Origin of the sequence: Burkholderia sp. 567, assembly GCF_040545115.1 — a bacterium.
In the GTDB taxonomy this organism is placed as follows: domain Bacteria; phylum Pseudomonadota; class Gammaproteobacteria; order Burkholderiales; family Burkholderiaceae; genus Burkholderia; species Burkholderia ambifaria.
Genome location: NZ_JBEPLG010000006.1, coordinates 351,820 through 366,660, shown reverse-complemented (window position 1 = coordinate 366,660; position 14,841 = coordinate 351,820). Strand labels below are relative to the sequence as shown.

Genomic DNA, 14,841 nt, shown 5'->3' with positions numbered 1-14,841 from the left:
GAGACAGCAACGTGAGCACACCGGCACCGAACACCGCACCCAGCATGAAGGCCGCCGTCTGGCATGGCCGCAACGACATCCGCGTGGAAGAAGTTCCCGTTCCGGCGCACCCGCCGGCCGGCTGGGTCCAGATCCGCGTGCACTGGTGCGGCATCTGCGGGTCCGACCTGCACGAATACGTCGCCGGGCCCGTGTTCATCCCGGTCGACGCGCCGCACCCGCTGACGGGCCTGAAGGGCCAGTGCATCCTCGGCCACGAGTTCAGCGGCGAAATCGCGGCGCTGGGCGCGGGCGTGTCGGGTTTCGCCCTCGGTGACCGCGTGACGGCCGACGCGTGCCAGCATTGCGGCACCTGCTGGTATTGCAAGCATGGGCTGTACAACATCTGCGAGAACCTCGCGTTCACCGGGCTGATGAACAACGGCGCGTTCGCCGAATACGTGAACGTGCCGGCCGAGCTGCTGTACAAGCTGCCCGAGAACTTCCCGACCGAGGCCGGCGCGCTGATCGAACCGCTCGCGGTCGGGCTGCACGCGGTGAAGAAGGCCGGCAACATCGTCGGCCAGACCGTCGTCGTGGTCGGCGCGGGCACGATCGGGCTGTGCACGATCATGTGCGCGAAGGCCGCGGGCGCCGGGCGCGTGATCGCGCTGGAAATGTCGGCCGCGCGCAAGCAGAAGGCGCTGGAGGTCGGCGCGACGGTCGTGATCGATCCGAAGGCGTCGGACGCGATCGCGGAAATCAAGGCGCTGACGGGCGGCTACGGCGCCGACGTGTCGTTCGAGTGCATCGGGCACACGGCCACCGCGCAACTCGCGATCGACGTGATCCGCAAGGCCGGCAAGTCGGTGATGGTCGGCATCTTCGAGGAGCCGACGTCGTTCAACTTCTTCGACATCGTGTCGACCGAGAAGGAAGTGATCGGCTCGCTGGCGTACAACGGCGAATTCGCGGACGTGATCCGCTTCATCGCGGACGGCCGCATCGACGTGCAGCCGCTGATCACCGGGCGGATCACGCTCGGCGATATCGTCACGCACGGCTTCCAGGAGCTGGTCAACCACAAGGACCGGAACGTGAAGATCATCGTCCAGCCCGCGACGGCCTGACGAACGCGCGACCGGGCAACGAGCAACCGGGCAATCGGGCAATCGGGCAATCGGGCAATCGGGCAATCGGGCAATCGGGCAATCGGGCGATGATAGCCGCGTGACGGCCGGACGCGGTGCCGGGCGGCCGCAAGCGGCCCCCTCGGTAGCATAGGCACGACTCGCCGTCCGCCCGGCCCGCCCGCCCGCATCCGGTGCATGCACAACTGCGTCGGGGGCGGCGCGCGGGGTCCGACTTCGATATACTCAAACCGACCTCACCGCCCCGCGCGCCACCCGCGCGCCCGCTTCCGTGAAACGACGAGCCGGCCTGATCCTCGAACTCTTCGTCAACCTGGTGCTGCCCTGGGTCGCCTACCGGGTCGCGCATCCGTATTTCGGCGAAACCGGCGCGCTGTACGCGTCCGCGATTCCGCCCATCGTCTGGTCCATCGTCGAATTCATCCGCTCGCGCCGCGTCGATGCGGTGGCCGCCGTCGTGCTGCTCGGCATCGCGCTGTCGATCGCCGGCATGGCGCTCGGCGGCAGCGCGCGCACGCTGCTGATGCGCGAATCGCTCGCGTCTGGCGCGATCGGCGTGGTGTTCCTGCTGTCGCTGTTCCGCGATCGCCCGCTGATCTTCTACCTCACCCGCGCGACGGTCGCCCGCGAGATGGCCGGCGGCGCCGCGCGTTTCGAGACGGTGTGGGCCGAGCAGCCGGGGCTGCGCCAGATGCTCCGGCTGATGACCTTCGTGTGGGGCGCATGCATGACGCTGGAGATGCTGCTGCGCCTGTGGATGGTCGTCGCGTGGCCCGTCGAGCGCGTGCTCGTCGTGTCGCCGATCATGGGTTACACCGTGTTCGGCACGCTGCTGCTGTGGACCTTCTGGTACCGGCGGCGGATGCGCGAGCGCAACAGCGTCGACATACCGACCCGCGACGGCGTCACCGAGATCGCCGGCCGCTGAGCGCCGGCCTGCCCGGCCGCACGTCACGGTCGCTGGGGTATGATGCGCGGCGTCTCGTTCGACCCATGCATCGCCTCATGTCTCTTTCGCTTCTCCCGTGTGCCACGATCTGCCTCGCCCTGTTCGCCGCCGCCGCATTCGCGTGGCTGCGTCCGCTGCACGGCCCGAGCATCGCCGTCGCGGCGCTCGGCTATGCCGGCGCGCTGGCGGTCGGCAAGCTCTCGCCGATCGTGCTCGCGCCGCTCGCGCTGCTCGTGGCCGCCGCCTGGGGTGTCGCCCCGAGCCGCCCGCTCGCGGTGCGGATCGCCGCGCACGTCGTGTTTGCCGCGCTCGCGATCGCGCTGAGCCTGCACCTGATTCCCGGCTTCCATAATCCGCGCGTGATCGAGCCGACGCGCTTCACGCCGGACGCCGTGCCGTTCACGATGTACCTGAATTTCGACAAGCCGCTGGTCGGCCTGTGGCTGCTGTGGGTGCTGCCGTGGGTCATGCCCGACGTCCCGCCAGCGCGCGCGCTGCGCACCGGTGCCGTGGCGTGCATCGCAACGGCCGCCGTCTGCCTCGTCGGCGCGCTCGCATTCGGGATGGTCGGCTGGGCGCCGAAATGGCCGGCGTCGGGCTGGATGTGGCTCGTCAACAACGTGCTGCTCGTCACGCTCGCCGAGGAAGCGCTGTTCCGCGGCTACGTGCAAGGCGGGCTCACCCGCGTGCTCGGCCGCTTCGGCTGGGGGCCGTGGGTCGCGCTCGCGATCGGCGCGCTGCTGTTCGGCGCCGCGCACGCGGCCGCCGGCTGGCAGTGGATCGTGCTCGGCACGGTGGCCGGCATCGGTTACGGCCTGGCATGGCGGCGCGGCGGGCTGCTCGCATCCGCGCTCGCGCATGCGGGGCTGAACGTGATCCACTTCGGGCTGTTCACGTACCCGATGCTCGCCGCCGCGCGCTAAGCGACGCGTACGGCGCCGGCGCCCGCCGGTTTCGGCCGGTTGAACTCAGTTGAAACCGGCCACCGCGTGCGGCACGTACGGGCCTTCGAGTGCCGCGATTTCGTCGTCCGTCAGCTTCAGTTCCAATGCGCCGAGCGCATCGTCCAGATGATGCGGCTTCGAGATGCCGACGATCGGCGCGGTGATGCCGCGCTTGTGCGCGACCCACGCGAGCGCGACCTGCGCACGCGGCACGTTGCGCGCGGCGGCAATCGCCGCGACGGCCTCGACGATCGCGCGGTCGGCATCGGCCGTCGCGTCATAGAGCCGCTGGCCGACGTCGTCGCTCTGCTGCCGCCCGGACGACTCGTCCCAGTTGCGCGTCAGCCGGCCGCGCGCGAGCGGGCTCCACGGGATCACCGCGATGCCCTCGGCCTCGCACAGCGGCAGCATCTCCCGCTCCTCCTCCCGATACAGCAGGTTCACGTGGTTCTGCATGCTGACGAAGCGGGTCCAGCCGTTCTGCGTCGACGTATGCAGCGCCTTCGCGAACTGCCACGCAAACATCGACGACGCGCCGATGTAGCGCGCCTTGCCGGCCTTCACGACGTCGTGCAGCGCCTCGAGCGTCTCCTCGATCGGCGTGCCGTAATCCCAGCGGTGGATCTGGTACAGGTCGACGTAGTCGGTGCCGAGCCGCTTCAGGCTCTGGTCGATGTCGGTCATGATCGCCTTGCGCGACAGCCCCGCGCCGTTCGGCCCCGGCCGCATCCGGTAGAACACCTTGGTCGCGATCACGACGTCGTCGCGCTTCGCGAAGTCGCGCAGCGCGCGGCCGACGATCTCTTCCGACGTGCCGTCCGAATACATGTTCGCGGTATCGAAGAAATTGATGCCGGCCTCGATCGCGCGCTGGAGGATCGGGCGGCTTTCCGCTTCCGGCAGTGTCCACGGATGCGTGCCGCGCGACGGCTCGCCGAACGTCATGCAGCCCAGCACCAGCTTCGACACGTCCATCCCGGTCGACCCGAATTTCACGTATTCCATCGCTCGCCTCGTCATTGAAGTGGGGTTGCGGCCGGATGCGCGCCGCGCGTCGGTGCACCGCGCACGGACGCCGGGGCGTGCATCCGCCGGACGTCGCATGGTATCCCGCGGCGCGCAAACGTGTGTCGGCGCGCTCGGGCGCCGCCGCATTGGATCGGGTCGAACAGCCGAAAGCAAAAGACGCACGCGACCCGCGACCCGCACGCATCGCGCGGGGCCGGGCCGGGTCACACATCGAAGAACGAACGGATTACTTGATTTGATCGGCGAGCGGCCGCAGGAACTCGGAGAACCCGGTCAGCATGATCTGCACGCCGATGCACAGCAGCAGGAACGCGGACACGCGCTTCGCGACCTTGGTGCCTTCGATGCCGAGATAGCGCGACAGCAGCGCGGCGCGGCTGTAGGTCAGCCAGATCACGACCGCGACGAGCGCGGACACCGCGATCGACACGATGCTCGACAGCATGAATTCCGACAGCTTGTGCGTGCGGTTCGCGTTCAGCGCGATCGCGGTGGCGATCGAACCGGGGCCGACCGTCAGCGGCACGGTCAGCGGGAAGAATGCGCGGGTCATGATCGCGTTCGCGTCGATCGGCTTGACCGGCGTGTCGCCGCCGCCCGGGCCGTCCGGCTCGTTCAGCATCTGCCAGCCCGCGACGGCGACCGCGAAGCCGCCGCCGATCCGCAGCGCTTCCATCGAGATCCCGAAGAAATGCAGCACCGGCGTGCCGGCGAAGAACGCGACCAGCAACACGATGAAGGCGTTGAACGCCACCTTCTTCGCGAGCAGGTTCCGTTCGTGCTCGGTCAGCGCCTCGGTGCGTTCGAGAAACAGGAATGCAATGCCGATCGGATTGATGATGCCGATCAGGCCGGTAAAGCCGAACAGGATCTCGGAGATAAGGCGGTCGACGATCATCGGGGCGAGGAAGCGATCAGGGCTGGGGCCGGCGGCGCGCCGGAGGTCACGCATTGTAGAGCAAGCGCCCGCGCGCGAGACGCAATTCGCGACCCGCGCCCCGCGGGCCGCGCCACAGCCTCGGTCGGCGTCAGTCGGTGCCAGCCTCCCACGCCGGCGGCCGCTTCGCGAAGAACGCGGCGAAGCCCTCCTTCGCTTCCGGCGTGGCCCGCACGCGCGAGATCGTCTGCGCGGTGAACGCCGCGCGTTCGTCCGACGGCGGGTACTCGCCGATCGCGTCGAAAAAGCGCTTGATCTCCATCAGCGCGTTCGGCCCGTTGCGGCTCAGCTCCGTGAGCGTCTTGTCGAGTGCTTCATCGAGCGCGTCGAGCGGCACGGCCTGGTGGATCAGCCCGATCGCGACGGCTTCGCCGGCCGCGAGCTGCGTCGCGGTCAGCGCGAGCCGGCGCGCCTGGCGCTGGCCGACCGCCTCGACCAGATACGGGCCGATTACCGACGGCAGGATTCCGAACCGTGCCTCGCTGACCGAAAAGCGCGCATGATCGCTTGCGATCACGATGTCGCAGGCCGCGCACAGGCCGACGCCGCCGCCAAACGCGTGGCCCTGCACGCGGGCGACCGTCGGCTTCGGACACTGCCGGATCGCGCGCATCATCGCGGCGAACCGCTCGGCGTCGCGCAGGTTCGCGGCCGCGTCGTTCGCGCTCGCGCGCTGCATCCACTGCAGGTCGGCGCCCGCGCAGAACGCGCGGCCGTCCGAGCGCAGCACGATCGCGCGCACGTCGTCGCGCCGGCCGAGCGTCGTGAATGCGTCGGTCAGCTCGGCGATCATCGTCTCGTCGAACGCGTTGAGCACGTCGCCGCGCTGCAGCGCGACGGTCGCGATGCCGCGTACATCGACGGCAACGGCCAGGGTCTTCAATCCATCCATCGAACAGGTTTCCTCGGAGTAGAACAGGGAACGGCGAAACTCAGGCGGCCTGCCGGCGGTCGATCACGCGCCGGGCCTTGCCGGTCGCGGTCGCGGGAATGCCGCCGGCGGCGAGCACCGTCACACCGGCCGACACGCCGATCATCGTCTTGATCCGGTGCTGCAGCTCGCGCGCGATCGCCGCGCGCTCGCCGTCGGTCACGCATGCGGCCGCCTCGGAGCGCAGCTCGACCGCGAGGTCGAGCCGGTCCATGTGGCCGTCGCGCGAGATCGTGACCTGGAACTGGCCCGACAGCTTCTGCTGCGCGACCACGATTTCCTCGATCTGGCTCGGGAACACGTTCACGCCGCGCACGATCAGCATGTCGTCGGAGCGGCCCGTGATCTTCGCGAGCCGGCGCATCGCGCGCGCGGTCGGCGGCAGCAGTGCGGTGAGGTCGCGCGTGCGGTAGCGGACCACCGGCATCGCTTCCTTCGTCAGCGACGTGAACACGAGCTCGCCCTCGCTGCCGTCCGGCAGCACTTCACCGGTCACGGGATCGATGATCTCCGGATAGAAGTGGTCTTCCCAGATCACCGGGCCGTCCTTCGTCTCGACGCATTCGCACGCGACGCCGGGGCCCATCACTTCCGACAGCCCGTAGATGTCGAGCGCGTCGATGCCCACGCGCGTCTCCACTTCCTCGCGCAGCGCCTGCGTCCACGGCTCCGCGCCGAAGATGCCGATCTTCAGCGACGACGCGGCCGGGTCCATCCCCTGCCGCACCATCTCGTCGATCAGGTTCAGCATGTACGACGGCGTGACGAGGATGATCTTCGGCTCGAAATCGCGGATCAGCTGCACCTGCTTCTCGGTCTGCCCGCCCGACATCGGCACGACCATGCAGCCGAGCCGCTCCGCGCCGTAGTGAATCCCGAGGCCGCCCGTGAAGAGCCCGTAGCCGAACGCGTTGTGCAGCGTGTCGCCCGGGCGGCCGCCGGCCGCGCGGATCGAGCGCGCGGTCACGTTCGCCCAGGTGTCGATGTCGCGCGCCGTATAGCCGACCACCGTCGGCTTGCCCGTCGTGCCGCTCGACGCGTGCACACGCACGACCTGCTCGCGCGGCACCGCGAACAGCCCGAACGGATAGTTGTCGCGCAAGTCATTCTTGGTCGAGAACGGGAATTTCGCGAGATCGGCGAGCGTTTTCAGGTCGTCGGGGTGCACACCCGCCGCGTCGAACGTCCGACGATAGTGCGGGACGTTGTCGTACGCGTGGCGCAGCGACCACTTGAGGCGCTCGAGCTGCAGCGCCTGCAGTTCGTCGCGGCTGGCGGTCTCGATCGGATCGAGGGCGGCGGCGGGATGCGTCGGGTGAGTCATCAGGTGCTCCTCCAGTGGAGTGATGTCGTTATCGTGATCGGGGTGATGCGGCCGCCGGCTAGCGGAACGTGCGGCCGGCCGCGTGCAGGGCGGCCAGGCGCGGCGACACGCGATAGCGGTCCTCGCCGTAGCTCGCCGCGAGGTTCGACAGCACGCGATGCACGCGGCCGATGCCGATTGCATCGGCCCACGCGAGCGGGCCGCACGGGTAGTTCACGCCCTTCTCCATCGCGAGATCGAGATCGGCCGGCGAGCACACGCCCTGGTTGACCGTGTCGGCCGCCTCGTTCGCGAGCATCGCGACGGTGCGCATCGCAACCATGCCCGGCACGTCGGCGACGCCGACGACGCGGAAACCGGCTTGCTGGAACAGGCCGACCGCATCGGCGTAGGCGGCGTCGCCGCACTGGAGCGCGCGCGTCAGCGCGACCAGCCCGGCCTGCGCGTAGTCGCGCGCGAGATCGACGAGCACGAGATCGGCCACGCCGGTTTGCGCGGCGCGCACCGTCGCGGTGCGGCCATCGGTCAGCGCGATCGACGCGCGGCCGGCCACGGCGAGCAGTTCGTCCGCATGCGCGCCGTCGCGCCGCGCACCTGCGATGCGATCGGCCAAGCGTGCATGCAGCGCGGCGGCCGGGCCGTCCTGCGCGAACAGCACGACGTCGGTCGGCGCGTCGCGCGGCGCTTCGAGCGCCGGTGCGGGCGGCGTCGCGCCGTCCGCATACGAATAGAAGCCGCGCCCCGACTTGCGCCCGAGGAAGCCCGCGTTCACGAGTTCCTGCTGGATCAGCGACGGCGTGTAGCGTGGATCGTTGAAGTACGCGCGGAACACCGACTCGGTCACCGCGAAATTCACGTCGTGGCCGATCAGGTCCATCAGCTCGAACGGCCCCATCCGGAAGCCGCCGGCTTCGCGCATCACCGCGTCGATCGAGGCCGGCGTGCCGCCCTGCTCGTTCAGCACGCGCAGCGCCTCCGCGTAATACGGCCGCGCGACACGGTTCACGATGAAACCCGGTGTCGATTTCGCCATCACGGGCTGCTTGCCCCACGCGGCGGCGGTCGCATACAGCGCCTGCGCGACTTCCGGCGCGGTCGCGAGCCCGCTGACCACCTCGACGAGCGCCATCAGCGGCGCCGGATTGAAGAAATGCAGCCCGGCCACGCGCTGCGGCGCGCGCAGCCCGGCCGCGATCGACGTGATCGAGATCGACGACGTGTTGGTCGCCAGCACGCAGGTATCGTCGACATGGCGTTCGAGCGTCGCGAAGATCTCGCGCTTCACGTCGAGACGCTCGGCCGCCGCCTCGACGATCAGCGCGGCGCCGGCGAACTCGGCCAGCGCGCGCACCGCGCGAATCCGGTTGCCGGCCGCGTCGGCCTGCGCCGGCTCCATCCGCCCCTTCTCCGCGAGCCGCGCGAATTGTGCGCGGATGGCGGCGAGCGCCTTGTCGCACGCTGCCTCGTTCAGGTCGTACAGCAGCACGGTATGACCGGCGGCCGCCGCGACCTGCGCGATGCCCGCGCCCATCGCGCCTGCGCCGATCACGCCGACGACTGCCGACGGCGCCAGCGCGCCCGAATTCACCGAATGTGCAGAAGAACCAGCCATCGCTTGCGATCCGTCAATGAAGTGGAAGTGCGAGCGATTATAAACCGACCGGTCGGTAGATTTATGTCAGGGCGAGCCCGAATTCGTCATGCAAGAGAGCATTACGGAAACTGCAAAAACAAAAAAATCGAACGATCGGGGCACTTTTTGTAAACCGAAAGGTCAATGAAAGGATTCGAATATGAGATAGCGACCCCCGAACGCCTGATAAAATTCGACAAATCGCCGGATTCCAGGGGAAACCGCGTGTCACACCGCCGCCCATCGCCCGCCGCCCTTTCGGGGCCGGTTCCGAACCGCAGGGCCGCCAGCCGGCATGCCGACGCGCCCCGCCATCGGCACCCGGTCGCATCGAACCGTTTCATCCAGCGACGGGCTTCGGCCCGCCCGCGCCCCTCGCCGCCTCAGCGCGGCGAACCGGAGGCAGCACCGTTGCGCGCTGCCGCCCATCAGCATCATCGTCCTCGTTCGGCGGATTATTCCGCCGGGCTTCGTCAATCCGTGACGGCGCGTCGCGCGCCGCCACTCGCATAGGGAAACCGTCCATGCCGATCTCGTCCAACCAGCTCCCGCGCTGGACCCTCTGGGCCCCGCTTGCCGCGTGGCTGGTACTCGCGCTGTCGCGCGTCGTGCCGGCCGAAGGCCTCGTCATCGCAGTGTTGGCCGCCGCGCTCGCCGGCGCCGTGTTCGCCGCCGTCCACCATGCCGAAGTCGTCGCGCACCGCGTCGGCGAGCCGTTCGGCACGCTCGTGCTCGCGGTCGCCGTGACCGTCATCGAAGTCGCGCTGATCGTGTCGGTGATGCTCGGCGCCGGTCCCGAGAAATCGGGCCTCGCGCGCGACACCGTGTTCGCCGCCGTGATGATCATCTGCAACGGCATCGTCGGCCTCTGCCTGCTGGTCGGTGCGTGGAAGCACGGCGAGCAGGACTTCCAGGGGCGCGGCGCGAGCAAGGCGCTCGCGGTGCTCGCGTCGCTGTCGGTGCTGTCGCTCGTGATGCCGAACTACCTGAACGCCGCGCCCGGTCCGTTCTTTTCGAAATCGCAGCTGGCGTTCGCCGGCGTGTCGTCGCTCGTGCTGTACGGCGCATTCGTATTCGTGCAGACCGTGCGTCACCGCGACTACTTCCTCACCGCGCACGACAGCGCGAATGAATCGGTGCACGCAGCGCCGCCGACCGGCCGCACCGCGCTGATCAGCCTCGTGCTGCTGTTCGCGAGCCTCGTCGCGGTCGTGCTGCTCGCGAAGCTGCTGTCGCCGGCCGTCGAGCATGCGGTGATGAAGCTCGGCGCGCCCGAAGCGGCGGTCGGCATCGTGATCGCCGCGCTCGTGCTGCTGCCCGAAGGGCTCGCGGCCGTCACCGCCGCGCGCGCGAACCGCCTGCAGACCAGCATGAATCTCGCGCTCGGTTCGGCGCTCGCGAGCATCGGGCTCACGATCCCGACCGTCGCGGCCGTGTTCATCTGGGTCGGCCAGCCGCTCACGCTCGGCATCGGCGCGATGGAAACCGTGCTGCTCGCGCTCACGCTGCTCGTCAGCACGCTGACGCTCAGCCAGGGGCGCACGACGGTGCTGCACGGCGTCGTGCACCTGTCGCTGTTTGCCGCGTATCTGTTCCTGTCGATCACTCACTGATGTCCGACAGCGCGCGGCCCGGCGGATCGTTTCCGCCGGGCCGCGCCGCGCTTCATTTCCTCTGCTTCATCCTCCCCGCTTCACGGCCCGGCTAGCGGCCCCGAATCACCAGATGGTGGCTGACCAGGATTCGCTTCAGGTTCGCCACCTCGTTGCGGCGTCAGACTCGTGGCTTTGGCTATACGCCACCACCATCCGCCCCTTCCGTCAGAAACCGCTCGACCATCGCGTTGAACACCGGCAGCGCCGGATTGTCGTTGTCCGCTCGCCACGCAAGATACAGCTCGGCCGCCACGTCGACGCCCGCGAGCGGCCGGAACACCACGCCGTCCACATGCAGCTCGCGCGCCGACGCCGGCACCAGCGCGGCGCCCAGCCCCGCGCGCACCAGGCCGAGGATCGTATGCGTCTGCCCGACGTAATGCAGGTAGTTCGGCAAGCGGCCGGCGCCGGCGAACATCCCCGAGATCATGTCGTGGAAGTACTTCCCCTCGTTCGGCGAATACGCGATGAACGGCTGCCGGTCGAGCTCGTCCGGGCCGATCCGTTCGTACGCGGCGAGCGCTGAACCCTGCGCGACTGCGACGAGCATCGGCTCGCGCTGCACGAGCCGGTATTCGAGCGGATGGCGCGCGGCGCGCTGGCGCACGAAGCCCGCATCGAGCATGCGCGACGCAAGCGCATCGATCTGCACGGTCGACACCATTTCGCGCAACTCGACATCGACGTCCGGCAGCGCGTGCGCCGCATGCGCGAGCAGCACCGGAATCATCCGGTACGCGCTGACCGCCGTGAAGCCGAGCGTGATGCGGCCGGCCCCGCCGTGCGCGACGCGCTGCGCGGCTTGTTCGGCCCGTGCGGAAAACTCGAGGATGTGGCGCGCATCGCGCAGAAAGCGCTCGCCGGCGGCGGTCAGCCTGACCTGCCGGCTGCTGCGCTCGAGCAGCGCGATGCCGAGCGCGTGCTCGAGCAGCTGAATCTGCCGGCTGAGCGGCGGCTGCGTCATGAAGAGCCGCTTGGCTGCCCGCCCGAAATGCAGTTCCTCGGCGACGGCGACGAAGCAGCGAAGCTGGTTCAGTTCAATCATTCAAATCTTGAATCAATCGATCGTCTTTTGATGTTAGACCGATATCGATACGATTCCCATACTCGGTTGCCCCGGATCGAACGTCGTCGTGATCGCGCTGGGGACGATCGCCTTCTTCGGCAAGGGGCTAGTCGGCCGCTTCGAACGGATTCGCATCACGCCGGCCGCGTGACGCCCGGCAAGCGAACCACCGTCCGCGGCGTCAAGCGCGCTGGCGCTTGCCCGGCGTGTGCTCGACCGTGAGCCGGTCGAGTTCGCGCAGGTCGTTTTCCAGCGCGGGCGTGAGCGTCGTGCGCAGATGGTCAAGGAAGGTGCGGATCTTCGCGTCCAGATAGCGGCGCGTCGCATAGACGGCGTACACGCTGACCGTCTGCAGCCGATAGTCGGGCAGCACGCGGATCAGCCGCCCTTCGCGAAGGTCGTCGAGCACCGTGTACAGCGCGACGCACGCGATGCCGCGCCCCGCCCGCACCGCGACGCACAGCGCATCCGGCACGTTGACCTGGAACGGCGCCGGCTGCAGTTCGTAGACGGTCTCCTCGTCGTCGCCGCGCTCGAGCCGCCACTCGCTGGCCGGCGACGCGGGCGTATCGAGGCGCAGGCACACGTGGTTCGGCAGGTCGGCCGGCGTCGTCGGCGTGCCGTGCCGCGCGAGGTAGTCGCGCGAAGCGACCAAAACGCTGCAACTCGTGCCGCAGGTCTGCGCGACGTAGCCGGAATCGGGCAACTGCGACGCGGTCACGATCGACACGTCGTAGCCCTCCTCGACGAGGTTCGGCATCCGCTGCGCGAGCGTCAGCTCGACCGACACGTCCGGGTTGTCTTCCTGATAGCGCACGATCGACGACACGACATGACTCTGCCCGAGCCCCGTCATCGCATGGATGCGCATCTTGCCGCTCGGCCGCAGCAGCGCATTGCGCGCTTCGGCGTTCGCGTAGTCGATTTCGGCGAGGATCGATTTCGCCCGCTCGAAGTAGCGCTCGCCGCTTTCGGTCAGGCCGAGATGGCGCGTCGTGCGATGCAGCAGGCGCGTCTGTACGTGGGCTTCGAGATTCGAAACCGCGCGCGACACCTGCGCGGTGGTCGCGTCGATTTCTTTCGCGACCGCGGTGAAACTGCCGGCTTCGACAACGCGCACGAACAGGCGCATGTTTTCGAGCATGTCCATTGAATTGGCTTGGGGAGGGTCGGTGGGGAAACGTCGGCGGCGCTCGCGTCAGACGGGAATCGGGGCGTGCGCGCCAACGCAGCGCAAGCGATCGCCATGCCGGGGAATGGGCGGGAGAGCGGGCATCGCGTGCGTGGCTGTGGCATATCGGGGAATTCGGTGGCCGGAATTGTACGCCGCCGCACGCAAAATTGCGCGATCGCGCGGCCGCCACGCTTTCACCCGATGAAAGGTTCTTGCAAGCACTGCGCGTCGTGCGCAGGCAACGCGTTGATGCGGCGCGACAATTTGTATCACAACGCGATATAATTCCGCTTTTCTTGCGCCGGATCATCCGCGCCGTCCTTTTTACCGCTTACCGTCCATGTCGTCAGGCTCCTCCCCGTCGCGCCGCACGTTCCGCCAATGGCTGCACAGCTTCATTCCCCATCCGATGACGCTCGGCTGGCGCGAACGCATGCGCTCGTGCGCGGGCGCGCTCGTCGGTATCGCGACGGTCGGCGTCACGATGCGGGTGCTGCCCGGCGTGCCGGGCCTCGTGCCGCTGCTCGTCGCGCCGATGGGTGCATCGGCCGTGCTGCTGTTCGCGGTGCCCGCGAGCCCGCTCGCGCAACCGTGGTCGATCATCGGCGGCAATCTGGTGGCGGCGACCGTCGGCGTCGCGTGCGCGCAATGGATCGCCGATCCGATCACGGCCGCCGCGGTCGCGGTCGCCCTCGCGATCGGCGGCATGTTCGCGCTGCGCTGCGTGCACCCGCCGTCGGGCGCGGTCGCACTGACGGCCGTGCTCGGCGGCCCGGCGATCCACGCGCTCGGCTTCGGCTTCGTGGTCGAGCCGATCGCGTTGCAATCGGGGATCCTCCTGTCGGCCGCGCTCGTGTATCACGCGCTGACGGGCCACCGCTATCCGCACGGCGGCGTGCGTCCCGACGCGAAACCGCAAGCCGGCAGCGCCGCGCCTGCGCGTGGCGGCTTCACGCGCGCCGATCTCGACGCGGTGCTCAAGCGCCGCAGCGAATGGCTCGACGTCGATCCGGACGACCTCGAAATGCTGCTGCGCGAAACCGAGATGCAGGCGTATACGCGCACGTTCGGCCAGCTCACGTGCGCCGACCTGATGACGAAGAATGCGATCGAAGTCGCGCCGTCCACGTCGGTGACGGCCGCGCTGACGCTGCTCGAGCGCCATCGCGTGAAGGCGCTGCCCGTCGTCGACGGCGACGCTCGCCTGATCGGCATCGTCACGCGCGCCGACCTCACGCGCCAGGCGCGCCGCCCGACCCCGCTGTGGCAACGGCTGTCCGCGCGGTTGCCGCAGTCGTTCGGCGGCCGGCCGCCGAGCGTCGCCACCGTGATGACCCGCGACGTCGCGTCCGTGCCGCAGACCATGCCGCTTACCGCGCTGGTGCCGCTGTTTACGCACTCGGGCCACCACCACATCCCGGTCGTCGACGCGTCACGCCGGCTCGTCGGGATCATTACGCAGACCGATCTTGTCACCGGCCTGTACCGGCAAACGCAGATGCTGGAAGCCGCGTAACCGGAACGAACGGCACCGACGCACGGCGCAATGCTGCTCATTCCGCCAAAAATCGGCTATTTATATCACGTTGTGATATATTACACGCTACCGAAACCGCCTGTCCGACCGACTGCAATGACCGATAACCGACGCTCGCTGACCAAAAGCGATTTCCAGCAACTGTCCGAATTCCGCTATCAGATGCGCCGCTTCGAGCGCTTCTCCGAACGCGCCGCGCAAAGCGAAGGCGTGACGCCGCTGCAATATCTGCTGCTGCTGCACATCAAAGGCTACCCGCACCGTGAATGGGCAACCATCGGGGAAATCGCCGAACGCCTGCAGGCGCAGCATCACGGCGTCGTCGCGCTGGTGACGCGCTGCGAGGCGCTCGGGCTCGTGAAGCGCAAGACGAGCGAAGCGGACCGCCGGCAGGTCGAGGTGCACCTCGAAGAGGCCGGCGAAACGCTGCTCGCGCGCCTCGCGGCCATGCATCGCGCCGAGCTGAAATCGCTCAAGGGCGCGTTCCAGGTTCCGCAGATCGATTACTGACCCACGCTTTACCGACCTTTCC

At 68.6% G+C, this 14,841-nt stretch carries 13 protein-coding genes; 6 read left to right on the top strand and 7 right to left on the bottom strand.

The annotated features are described in order from the left end of the window. Positions 1–44: 44 nt before the first annotated feature. The 3 genes from ABIC50_RS19755 (at position 45) to ABIC50_RS19745 (ending at position 3,002) form a co-directional block, all read left to right on the top strand. Entirely contained in the window at positions 45–1,109 is a 1,065-nt protein-coding gene (locus ABIC50_RS19755) for a 2,3-butanediol dehydrogenase (protein WP_175751669.1), read from the top strand. A 292-nt stretch (positions 1,110–1,401) separates the two neighbouring features. After that, positions 1,402–2,058, top strand: coding sequence for a VC0807 family protein (locus tag ABIC50_RS19750; protein WP_006754817.1), 657 nt, complete (start codon positions 1,402–1,404; stop codon positions 2,056–2,058). A gap of 77 nt (positions 2,059–2,135) precedes the next feature. Next, positions 2,136–3,002 carry a CPBP family intramembrane glutamic endopeptidase gene (locus ABIC50_RS19745; RefSeq protein ID WP_354166332.1) on the top strand — a complete coding sequence of 289 codons (867 nt, stop codon included), beginning with the start codon at positions 2,136–2,138 and terminating at the stop codon, positions 3,000–3,002. A 45-nt stretch (positions 3,003–3,047) separates the two neighbouring features. On the opposite strand, the gene ABIC50_RS19740 is transcribed toward ABIC50_RS19745, so the two are convergent. From ABIC50_RS19740 to ABIC50_RS19720, 5 genes are all read right to left on the bottom strand, one after another. Beyond that, positions 3,048–4,028: an aldo/keto reductase gene (locus ABIC50_RS19740; protein WP_126225509.1), complete on the bottom strand. Its 981-nt coding sequence runs from the start codon at positions 4,026–4,028 to the stop codon at positions 3,048–3,050. Positions 4,029–4,278: 250 nt separating this feature from the next. Next, a complete protein-coding gene (locus ABIC50_RS19735; RefSeq protein ID WP_041491482.1) occupies positions 4,279–4,950 on the bottom strand; it encodes a MarC family protein in 672 nt (223 codons plus the stop codon). 130 nt (positions 4,951–5,080) lie between these two features. Next, on the bottom strand, positions 5,081–5,881 hold the full coding sequence (locus ABIC50_RS19730) for an enoyl-CoA hydratase-related protein (RefSeq protein WP_354166329.1): 801 nt from the start codon (positions 5,879–5,881) through the stop codon (positions 5,081–5,083). Positions 5,882–5,921: 40 nt separating this feature from the next. Continuing rightward, positions 5,922–7,244 carry a phenylacetate--CoA ligase PaaK gene (gene paaK / locus ABIC50_RS19725; protein WP_354166327.1) on the bottom strand — a complete coding sequence of 441 codons (1,323 nt, stop codon included), beginning with the start codon at positions 7,242–7,244 and terminating at the stop codon, positions 5,922–5,924. A 58-nt stretch (positions 7,245–7,302) separates the two neighbouring features. Then, complete coding sequence (locus ABIC50_RS19720) at positions 7,303–8,856, bottom strand: 3-hydroxyacyl-CoA dehydrogenase (RefSeq protein WP_354166325.1); 1,554 nt, start codon at positions 8,854–8,856, stop codon at positions 7,303–7,305. A gap of 545 nt (positions 8,857–9,401) precedes the next feature. Here ABIC50_RS19720 and ABIC50_RS19715 point away from each other — a divergent pair. After that, complete coding sequence (locus ABIC50_RS19715) at positions 9,402–10,490, top strand: calcium:cation antiporter (RefSeq protein WP_126225514.1); 1,089 nt, start codon at positions 9,402–9,404, stop codon at positions 10,488–10,490. 178 nt (positions 10,491–10,668) lie between these two features. On the opposite strand, the gene ABIC50_RS19710 is transcribed toward ABIC50_RS19715, so the two are convergent. Further along, positions 10,669–11,577, bottom strand: coding sequence for a LysR family transcriptional regulator (locus tag ABIC50_RS19710; protein WP_012366190.1), 909 nt, complete (start codon positions 11,575–11,577; stop codon positions 10,669–10,671). 202 nt (positions 11,578–11,779) lie between these two features. Further along, positions 11,780–12,748 (bottom strand): LysR family transcriptional regulator, encoded by a 969-nt coding sequence (locus tag ABIC50_RS19705; protein ID WP_354166323.1) that lies wholly within the window; start codon positions 12,746–12,748, stop codon positions 11,780–11,782. Between the two features lie 364 nt (positions 12,749–13,112). Between ABIC50_RS19705 and ABIC50_RS19700 the strand changes: the two genes are divergently transcribed. Continuing rightward, positions 13,113–14,288: an HPP family protein gene (locus ABIC50_RS19700; RefSeq protein ID WP_354166321.1), complete on the top strand. Its 1,176-nt coding sequence runs from the start codon at positions 13,113–13,115 to the stop codon at positions 14,286–14,288. 117 nt (positions 14,289–14,405) lie between these two features. Then, positions 14,406–14,819, top strand: a complete 414-nt coding sequence (locus ABIC50_RS19695) for a MarR family winged helix-turn-helix transcriptional regulator (protein WP_006754165.1) — start codon at positions 14,406–14,408, stop codon at positions 14,817–14,819. Positions 14,820–14,841 lie beyond the last annotated feature (22 nt).

Excerpts from the sequence above, each read along its gene's own strand:
- ABIC50_RS19755 (WP_175751669.1), top strand. The coding sequence starts at position 45 with ATGAAGGCCGCCGTCTGGCATGGCCGCAACGACATCCGCGTGGAAGAA.
- ABIC50_RS19745 (WP_354166332.1), top strand. The coding sequence starts at position 2,136 with ATGTCTCTTTCGCTTCTCCCGTGTGCCACGATCTGCCTCGCCCTGTTC.
- ABIC50_RS19740 (WP_126225509.1), bottom strand. The coding sequence starts at position 4,028 with ATGGAATACGTGAAATTCGGGTCGACCGGGATGGACGTGTCGAAGCTG.
- ABIC50_RS19735 (WP_041491482.1), bottom strand. The coding sequence starts at position 4,950 with ATGATCGTCGACCGCCTTATCTCCGAGATCCTGTTCGGCTTTACCGGC.
- ABIC50_RS19730 (WP_354166329.1), bottom strand. The coding sequence starts at position 5,881 with ATGGATGGATTGAAGACCCTGGCCGTTGCCGTCGATGTACGCGGCATC.
- paaK (WP_354166327.1), bottom strand. The coding sequence starts at position 7,244 with ATGACTCACCCGACGCATCCCGCCGCCGCCCTCGATCCGATCGAGACC.
- ABIC50_RS19720 (WP_354166325.1), bottom strand. The coding sequence starts at position 8,856 with ATGGCTGGTTCTTCTGCACATTCGGTGAATTCGGGCGCGCTGGCGCCG.
- ABIC50_RS19715 (WP_126225514.1), top strand. The coding sequence starts at position 9,402 with ATGCCGATCTCGTCCAACCAGCTCCCGCGCTGGACCCTCTGGGCCCCG.
- ABIC50_RS19710 (WP_012366190.1), bottom strand. The coding sequence starts at position 11,577 with ATGATTGAACTGAACCAGCTTCGCTGCTTCGTCGCCGTCGCCGAGGAA.
- ABIC50_RS19705 (WP_354166323.1), bottom strand. The coding sequence starts at position 12,748 with ATGGACATGCTCGAAAACATGCGCCTGTTCGTGCGCGTTGTCGAAGCC.
- ABIC50_RS19700 (WP_354166321.1), top strand. The coding sequence starts at position 13,113 with ATGTCGTCAGGCTCCTCCCCGTCGCGCCGCACGTTCCGCCAATGGCTG.
- ABIC50_RS19695 (WP_006754165.1), top strand. The coding sequence starts at position 14,406 with ATGACCGATAACCGACGCTCGCTGACCAAAAGCGATTTCCAGCAACTG.